At 71.3% G+C, this 8467-nt stretch carries 7 protein-coding genes; 4 read left to right on the forward strand and 3 right to left on the reverse strand.

Annotation, left to right across the window (positions count from 1 at the left end; translation table 11 throughout):
* Nucleotides 1-85 precede the first annotated feature (85 nt).
* Genes DEJ05_RS16445 through DEJ05_RS16455 form a run of 3 tightly spaced genes read left to right on the forward strand, consistent with a single transcriptional unit; the run spans nt 86 to nt 2780 of the window.
* Nucleotides 86-1036, forward strand: coding sequence for a MetQ/NlpA family ABC transporter substrate-binding protein (locus DEJ05_RS16445; RefSeq protein WP_110863447.1), 951 nt, complete (start codon nt 86-88; stop codon nt 1034-1036).
* Entirely contained in the window at nt 1036-2109 is a 1074-nt protein-coding gene (locus tag DEJ05_RS16450; RefSeq protein ID WP_111029340.1) for a methionine ABC transporter ATP-binding protein, read from the forward strand. The genes DEJ05_RS16445 and DEJ05_RS16450 overlap by 1 nt, the downstream gene beginning before the upstream one ends.
* Complete coding sequence (locus tag DEJ05_RS16455; RefSeq protein ID WP_017888525.1) at nt 2106-2780, forward strand: methionine ABC transporter permease; 675 nt, start codon at nt 2106-2108, stop codon at nt 2778-2780. The genes DEJ05_RS16450 and DEJ05_RS16455 overlap by 4 nt, the downstream gene beginning before the upstream one ends.
* A 710-nt stretch (nt 2781-3490) precedes the next feature.
* Here DEJ05_RS16455 and DEJ05_RS16460 read toward each other — a convergent pair.
* A complete protein-coding gene (locus tag DEJ05_RS16460) occupies nt 3491-4267 on the reverse strand; it encodes an endonuclease/exonuclease/phosphatase family protein (RefSeq protein WP_071405095.1) in 777 nt (258 codons plus the stop codon).
* Between the two features lie 133 nt (nt 4268-4400).
* Nucleotides 4401-5810 carry an MFS transporter gene (locus DEJ05_RS16465; RefSeq protein WP_111029339.1) on the reverse strand — a complete coding sequence of 470 codons (1410 nt, stop codon included), beginning with the start codon at nt 5808-5810 and terminating at the stop codon, nt 4401-4403.
* Nucleotides 5811-6061: 251 nt separating this feature from the next.
* Here DEJ05_RS16465 and DEJ05_RS16470 point away from each other — a divergent pair, with 251 nt between their 5' ends.
* Nucleotides 6062-7309, forward strand: a complete 1248-nt coding sequence (locus DEJ05_RS16470; protein WP_111038148.1) for a hypothetical protein — start codon at nt 6062-6064, stop codon at nt 7307-7309.
* A 148-nt stretch (nt 7310-7457) separates the two neighbouring features.
* Here the strand turns inward: DEJ05_RS16470 and DEJ05_RS18220 are convergent, their stop codons facing one another.
* Complete coding sequence (locus DEJ05_RS18220; protein ID WP_071405093.1) at nt 7458-7949, reverse strand: pyridoxamine 5'-phosphate oxidase family protein; 492 nt, start codon at nt 7947-7949, stop codon at nt 7458-7460.
* Between the last annotated feature and the right edge of the window lie 518 nt (nt 7950-8467).

Raw genomic sequence — 8467 nt, forward strand, 5'->3', positions numbered from 1 at the left:
CGGGGGTGGACCGCACGTCACACTCGTCTCCACGCCGCGGACCACCGCGGCTCCCCCACACGCACGGCCCACGAGGAGCACCAGCATGTCCGCAGCCCCCGCACTGCCCGAGAAGCCGAAGGGCAAGCGCCCGATCGGCTGGATCGTCGCGGCCGCGATCGTCGTCGTGGCGATCGTCGTCGCCGTCGTCGTCGGAGCCCTCCGATCCGGGAGCAACGACGCCGGTGCCGCCGGCGACGCCGCCCCGAAGACCGTCACGATCGGTGTCGCGGACAAGTCGCTCGGCTACTGGAGCACGTACACGAAGCTCGCGAAGGACAAGCTCAACGTCACCGTCAAGCTGACGAACTTCTCGGACTACTCGCTGCCGAACCCCGCCCTCAAGGACGGCCAGCTGGACATCAACCAGTTCCAGCACATCCAGTACCTGGCGGACTACAACGTCACCTCGAACGACGACCTGCAGCCGATCGGCTCGACCGCCGTGTACCCACTGCCGCTCTACGCGACGAAGTACGACAAGCCGTCCGAGCTGCCCGCGAACGCCAAGGTCGCGATCCCGAACGACTCGATCAACCAGGCCCGTGCGCTCCTGATCCTGCAGGCGGCCGACCTGATCACCCTGAAGGACGGCGGCTCGGCGTTCTCCACCGCCGACGACATCGAGACGAAGAAGGTCGACGTCCAGCCCCTCGACGCCTCGCAGACCGCGAACGCGCTGCAGCAGGGCTCCGTCGCCGCCGCCGTCGTGAACAACAACTTCGCCACCGCCGCCGGTCTGCCGATCTCGGACGCGATCTACCAGGACGACCCCTCGAGCGCGAGCGCCGCCCCGTACGTGAACGTCTTCGCCGTCCGCGACGAGGACAAGGGCAACAAGACCTACCTCGACCTCGCGGAGCTGTTCCAGGACGACGCCGTGCAGAAGGCCTTCGCGAAGGACCTGCCCGAGGCCGTCGCCCGCGACGAGAGCGCCTCGAAGCTGCAGGACGAGCTCGCCCAGGTCGAGCAGGACGCGAAGGCGGCCAAGCAGTAGTGCCGGTCCTCGTCGAACTCCGCGGCGTCTCGAAGCACTACCGCCGCGCCGACACCGGCGAGACCGTGGTGGCCGTCGAGGACGTCTCCCTGGACGTGCACCAGGGAGAGGTCCTCGGCGTCATCGGGTACTCCGGTGCCGGCAAGTCCACCCTGGTCCGCCTGGTCAACGCGCTGGAGCTGCCGAGCTCCGGCACGGTGACCGTCGCGGGCCGCGAACTGACGGCGATCCCCGAGCGGGACCGCCGTCTGGCGCGTCGCAACATCGGGATGATCTTCCAGCAGTTCAACCTGTTCCGGTCCCGCACGATCGCCGGCAACGTCGCGTACCCGCTCAAGGTCGCCGGTGTGCCGAAGGCCGAGCGGAACCGTCGCGTCGCCGAGCTGCTCGACTTCGTCGGCCTGCTCGAGCGCGCCCACGCCTACCCGGAGCAGCTGTCCGGCGGCCAGAAGCAGCGCGTCGGCATCGCCCGCGCCCTCGCCGCGTCGCCCGACCTGCTGCTCGCCGACGAGGCGACCAGCGCCCTCGACCCGGAGACCACCTCCGAGGTGCTCGCGCTGCTCCGCCGGGTCAACCGAGAGCTCGGCGTCACCATCATCGTGATCACGCACGAGATGGACGCCGTCCGGCAGATCGCCGACCGGGTCGCCGTGATGGAGCAGGGGCGGGTCGTCGAGGTCGGCGACGTCTACGACGTGTTCTCGACCCCGAAGACCGGCGCCGCGCAGCGCTTCGTCCGCACCGCGCTGCACGACCGGCCCTCCGCCGAGACGCTCCGGCGCCTGCGGGACCGCCACCCGGGTCGGCTCGTCACGGTGCAGATCACCGACGAGGCCGGGCTGCAGAACCGCATCGACGCCGCGTTCCGGGCCGCCCGGGTCTCCGCCGAGCTCGTCTACGGCGGGGTCGGCGAGATCCGGGAGCGTCGGATCGGGTCGCTCACCTACGAGCTGAGCGACGCCAGTGGCGGTCCCGGTGGGCCAGGCGGTTCCGGCCGGTCCGGCGCCATCGACGCCGCGATCGCCGCACTCCGCGCTGACGGCGTCACGACCGACGAGGAGGCCGCCGCGTGAACAACAACTCGTTCCAGAGCGTGATCGACACGTTCGACGTCTTCCTCGCCGCCATCCGCGACACCATCGTGATGTCGCTGATCTCGCTGGTCATCGCCGGGGTCATCGGCCTCGCGCTCGGCCTGCTGCTCTACGCGACCCGGCCGGGCAACGTCCTCGGCAACCGCACCGCGTACACGGTGCTCAACGTGTTCGTGAACCTGATCCGCCCGATCCCGTTCGTGATCTTCCTCGCGGCGATCGCGCCGCTGTCGCGGGTCGTCGTGCAGACCACGATCGGTGTCCCCGCGGTGACCTTCGCGATCTCGTTGGCCGCGGCCTTCGCGGTGTCCCGGATCGTCGAGCAGAACCTGCTGTCGGTCGACCCGGGCGTCGTCGAGGCGGCTCGGGCCTCGGGTGCGCACCCGGTCTCGATCCTGCTGACCGTGCTCATCCCCGAGGGTCTCGGCCCCCTGATCCTCGGCTACACGTTCATCTACATCGGCATCGTCGACATGACGGCGCAGGGTGCGCTGATCGGTGGTGGCGGGCTCGGCGAGTACGCGATCACCTACGGCTCGCAGCGCTACGACTGGTGGGTGGTCTACGTCTCGGTGGCGGCGATCGTCGTCATCGTGCAGCTCGGCCAGTTCATCGGCAACCGCTTGGCGCGGGCGACGCTGCGTCGCTGACGCTTGCTCGCGGCTCGCGGGTTCTGAGGGCGACTCCCTGGAGGCCCGGTGCCGGTCCACGAGACCGGCACCGGGCCTCCGGTGCGTCGCCGCCCGGACGGACGCGCCCAGCGTCGTGCGCCGAGCGGTCACGACTCCCCGCTCACCTCCGCTGAGGTCGCACGAACCGTCGCCCGACGCCCCCGCAACCAACAGTTCCCGACCACTCGGCGCCACACCCGCGGCATGTCGTGCGACCTCGGCACGCACCGCCGACGCACCCGAAGGCCCCCCTGCCGAGCGGTCGGAACTCCCCGCTCACCTCCGCCGAGGTCGCACGAACCGTCGCCCGACGCCCCCGCAACCAACAGTTCCCGACCACTCGGCGGCACGCACGCGGCACGTCGTGCAACCTCGGCACGTGCTGCCGAGCGGTCACGACTCCCCGCTCACCTCCGCCGAAGTCGCACGAACCGTCGCCCGACGCCCCCGCAACCAACAGTTTGCGACCACTCGGCGGCACGCACGCGGCACGTCGTGCGACCTCGGCACGCACCGCCGACGCGCCCGAAGGCCCCCTGCCGAGCGGTCACGACTCCCCGCTCACCTCCGCCGAGGTCGCACGAACCGTCGCCCGACGCCCCCGTAACCGACAGTTCCCGACCACTCGGCGATGCGCACGCGGCATGTCGTGCGACCTCGGCGGTCGGCACGAGCGGCGCCGACGTGGGTCAGGCGGCGGGAGCCTCGACGGTGGTGACAGCGCCGGTCTCGCCGGGGTGCTCGTAGTGGGCACGCACCAGGATCGGGCGGTGGTCCGAGATGCCGGCCGGCAGGGTCTCGACGCCGGCGATGTGCAGGCCGACACTCGTCGCGAAGTCGAAGTGGCCCGTGAACTTGCGGTAGCGCAGGTACGTCGGCTGGTCGGACAGCGACAGCGCGAACCCGCCCTGCTCGATCTTGCGGCGCAGGTTCGTCTGGAACCACGGGTAGTTGAAGTCGCCGACCATGACCGCGGGGACGTCCTTCGCCAGCTCGCGCAGGAACTGGTGCGCGGCCTCGATCTGCTTGCGGCGCAGGGAGTTCGTCGCGGTCAGGGGCGAGGCGTGGAACGACGCGACGACGACCTCGGCGTCGGCCTCGGTGTCGCGCAGGTGCATCGCGATGAGCCGTTCGTGCGCGGGTGCGAGGACCCGGTCGTGCAGCGACTTCTGCAGCGAGTGGATGCTGAAGTCCTGCACCTCGAAGCGGTCGTCGCGCTTGTAGATCGCGAGCCCGAGCCGGTTGGTGCGGGTCGACGCGGCGAGCGAGAGGCCACCGATCGAGGGAGCGAGGTCGTTGCTGTCGCACTCCTGCACGCACAGGACGTCGGCGTCGGACGCCTCGGCCAGTGCGGCGAGCTCGCTGTTCGCGGTGTGCTCGCGGAGGTTGTAACTGACGACACGGAGCTGCGTGGGCTGCACGGTCTGCTCTGATGCGATCGTGCTCTGCTGCTCTGGCGCGGCCATGCTGCCTTCCTGTCCGGGTGTTCCGGTCACCCTGCCGCGGTCACCGTACTCGGGTACCGCGGACGGTTGCTGAGACTGTAACGCCTGCCGGGTTTCCACCGTGTGACCGTGACGGAAACGGACAGCGGCGGGATCAGGCGCGGACACGGCGGACCGGGCGGACGGTGTCGCCCGCTGTGCGACTCATCAGGATGCCCTCCACGCAGGCGACCACGAGCAGGGCGGCGATGACCCAGAACGCGGCTGCGTACGGCCCGTCGCCGCCCAGCCCGGAGGCCGCGCGGATGACCACGGCGGCGACGGCGACACCGAAGCCCGCGGCGGTCTGCTGCAACGTCGAGGACAGCGTGTTCGCGGGGGTCATGTCGGCCTGCTCGACGTCGGCGAAGGCGATGGTGTTGTACGCCGTGAAGCCCACCGAGCGGGCGGCACCGCTGACGACGAGCAGGACGGCGAGCAGCCAGAACGGGGTGCCCTCGGTCATGAACGCCATCGCGACCACGGTCAGCGCGGCGACGGCCGACGACACGATGATCACCGGGCGGTAGCCGAACCAACGGAGGAACGGGGTCGTCATCGGCTTGATGCCGAGGTTGCCGACGAACACCCACAGCACGGCGGACCCGGCGAGCACGGCGCTCCAACCCCAGGCGTCCTGGAACAGCAGCGGGAGCACGAACGGCACCGCGGACACCGCCAGGCGGAACAGGCCGCCGCCGGCGTGCGACACCCGGAAGGTCTCGAGCCGGAACGCATCGAGCCCCATGATCGGGTGCGGAGCCCGGCGGAAGTGCCGGATCGCGAGCCAGCAGCAGACCGCGCCGAGGACCCCGGAGACGACGACCGCGGTGACCGGCACGACGTCGAGCGCGAGCAGCGAGGCCATGACCACGAGCGAACCGAGCCCGACGCAGGCGAGCAGCGACCCGAACCAGTCGAACGGCACCCGCTGCGCCGCACGCTCCTGTGGCACGAGCACCAGGGCGGCGACGAAGGCGATGACGCCGAGCGGGATGTTGATGAGGAAGATCCAGTGCCACGACAGCGTCTCGACGAGGACCCCGCCGATGAACGGCGCGATGATCGGTGCGGCGAGGGCCGGCCAGGTCAGGATGGCGATGGCGGTGACGAGTTGTTCGCGCCCGGCGCTCCGGAGCACGACGAGCCGGCCGACGGGCACCATGAGCGCTCCACCGAGCCCTTGCAGGATGCGCCACAGCGTCAGCTCGACCAGCCCCGTGGACAGCGCGCACAGGGCCGACGCGATCGTGAACAGCGCGATGGCCCCGGCGAAGACGGTCCGCGAACCGATCCGGTCGGTGAGCCAGCCGGACACCGGGATGAACACCGCGAGGGTCACGAGGTACGCGGTGATCGTGACGCCCACCGCGGCGGAGTCGACCCCGAGGTCACGCCCCATGGCCGGGGCGGCGGTCGCCAGGATCGTGCCGTCCAGGAGCTCCATGAAGAAGGTCCCGGCCACCAGCACGGCGACCGCCGTGCTGCGCGTCCGTCGTCTGGGTGTCGTCGCCGTCGTCGTCATCGCCCACCGAGACTATGCCCGCGGACGTCCGCGCCGTCACGGACGGGCCGCCCACCGGACGGGACACCGGACGGGACACCGGGCGCGGCACCGACCATCCGCCGGACCCCGCACCCGCCACCCACCGGACGCGACGCAGCGCACACGACGCGGGACGGGCCTCCAGGCGCAGTTCCGGGCGATCCTCATGCTCGGGCCGACTACCCTGGCCGGGTGCCGACCCGACCACACGAACGCCGAGGAACTCGCGCGTGAGCCGCACCGACAGTGCAGGCGTGGTCGCCGCGGGCACGGCCAGCGGTCGACGACGTGTCCTGGACACCGTTGCCTCGTTGCCGGCGTGGGCGGCGGTCCTGCTAGTCTGGACGGGCGGCCGGGTCCTGTCGACCCTGTGGCTCGCGCTCGCGTACCCGCTCATCGGTCGCGCGCTTCCGGGCAACGCGATCTGGGGCAACGAGCACGGCTTCGGTGCATTCCTGGTGGCCTGGGACGGGCAGTACTACGAGCAGATCTCGCTGCACGGGTACCCGGACGCGCTGCCGCTGGACGCCGCCGGCAACGTCGCGCAGAACGCCTGGGCCTTCCTACCGGCGTTCCCCTTCACGATCCGGGCGCTGACCGCCTCGACCGGGGTGCCGTTCGAACTCGGCGCCCCGCTCGTGGCGATCGTCGCCGGGCTGCTCGCCACCTACCTGCTGCACCGCCTGGTGCGGGACCGCGCCGGGCACGCCGCCGCGATGTGGGCGGTCTTCTTCTTCAGCTGCGGTCCGCTGTCGTTCCTGCTGCAGGTCGGGTACGCGGAGAGCATGTTCCTCGCGCTGTCGTTCGGGGCGCTGCTCGCGCTGGAGCGTCGGCGCTACGGACTACTGACGGCACTCGGCGTCGCCGCGGCCTTCACCCGCCCCGGTGCCCTGGCGATCCCGCTCGTGCTCGGCGTCGTCGCACTCGTGCGGTGGGTCCGTGCACGGCGCGAAACCGGCCGGGTGTTCGAGGGCTTCCCACTCCGCGAGCAGGTCCGGGTCGTCGCCGCGGGGCTGACCATGGTCCTCGCGGGGCTCGCCTGGCCGGTGATCGCCTCGCACGCCACCGGGACGCCGAACGCCTACCTGGAGACCGAGATGTCGTGGTGGGTGAACTTCATCGGCCGGGTGGACTTCGTGCCGCTGACGCCGTGGTTCCTCATCGCGGGCCGCTGGCTCGGCGTGGGCGGGATCCTGATCGTGGTGTTCCTGCTCGTCACGTACCCGATCTGGCTGCTCCGCCGCTCGACGCTGCGGCTCGGGCCCACGACGGTGCTGTACTCGGCCGCGTACGCGCTCTACATCTTCGCGGTGTCGCTGCCGATGGCCTCGACCCCGCGGCTGCTCATGCCGCTCGCGCCGCTGTTCGGGTCGCCCGAGCTGGTCGCGAAGCCCTGGATGCGGTGGACCTTCGTGACGGCCGCGTTGGCCGGGCAGCCGGTCCTGGTCGCGGTGCTGTGGCTGCTCGGCCCTCCGTGAGCGGCTGACGCACAGCCCTCGCAGGCGGCGGCACGCCGCCCGCGCACCGCGCACAAGCACAAGCACCGCGCGCGGCGCACCGCTACGACGCAACGCCGCCGTCCGGACAGGACGACGACGTCGCGCGCTACGCGTCAGGCGTCGCGCCTCAGAGCTCGACCGTGCCGTGGTCGCCGGTGTCCGGCTGGCTCTGCTTACCGAGCGCCGCCTTGAACATCTGCACCAGGCTGCCGACCGGCCCGGTGTCCTGGGTCCAGTACTCGACGGAGACCCCCTCGACCGTGAGCAGCCGGATCGACGGGTCCTGACGGCCCTCGGGGAACCAGGCCTCGGCGAACGGGGACCACAGCTCGTCGACGACCGAGTCGTCCTGGGTCACGGTCGCGGTCCCGGCGATGGACAGGTACCCGCCCTGCGACTCGATCGAGACGTTGACGTGCGGGTTCCGCGCGATGTCCTCGACCTTCTCGCTGCCGTCCTGCACCAGGAACCGCAGGGTCCCGTGGAACGTCTTGTCCTGCACCGCGAGGGGCCTGGCGTGCAGGTTCCCGTCCTCGCTCACCGTGGTGAGCAGTGCCGTGTGGGCGCCGTGGACGATGTCCGAGATGGCGGCGCGCTGGTCCGTCTGTGTGTCGGTCATGGTGCTCCTTTGCGTCATGCGCCCCGCTCCTGCCGACGTGCGACCGTCGGTGCACGGGGCCGTACCGTTCCGACCAGTGTGCCCCTCCGGCGCTGGACGCGTCAGCCCGGCGCGTCGACGCGGTCCGGTCGCGGTCGGCCTGGAGGCCCGGTGCACGCCCGCCACGCCGCCCCCGCCCGGCGCGCGCCGGCCTCCGAGCCGTGCATGCGTGTGCAGGAAGCGACACCACACGCGTCGATCGACAGGTGGAACGTCGTTGCATGCACACGCACCGGATGCGTGTGCATCGAGCGACCGGACACGAGTCGATCGACGCGCGGATCGTCGGAACATGCGCACGCACGGAACCGGCGGGCGGCACCGTGGGCGGGCCAGCCGGCGTCAGGCGGGTTCGCGGATCGTGGTCTCGACGTCGACGACCTGCGGGATCTTCGGCATCGAGGCGAAGCCGAACGCCACGGGCGGGTCGAGCGGCGCCAGGTCCCCGAGGGGCTCCCCCGCCCACGGTGCCGCGCGCC

It is taken from the genome of Curtobacterium sp. MCLR17_045, from assembly GCF_003234405.1.
GTDB lineage: Bacteria > Actinomycetota > Actinomycetes > Actinomycetales > Microbacteriaceae > Curtobacterium > Curtobacterium flaccumfaciens.

What these genes read in the sequence shown, in the direction of transcription:
- DEJ05_RS16445 (WP_110863447.1), top strand. Translation starts at nt 86, where the DNA reads ATGTCCGCAGCCCCCGCACTGCCCGAGAAGCCGAAGGGCAAGCGCCCG.
- DEJ05_RS16460 (WP_071405095.1), bottom strand. Translation starts at nt 4,267, where the DNA reads ATGGCCGCGCCAGAGCAGCAGAGCACGATCGCATCAGAGCAGACCGTG.
- DEJ05_RS16465 (WP_111029339.1), bottom strand. Translation starts at nt 5,810, where the DNA reads ATGACGACGACGGCGACGACACCCAGACGACGGACGCGCAGCACGGCG.
- DEJ05_RS18220 (WP_071405093.1), bottom strand. Translation starts at nt 7,949, where the DNA reads ATGACCGACACACAGACGGACCAGCGCGCCGCCATCTCGGACATCGTC.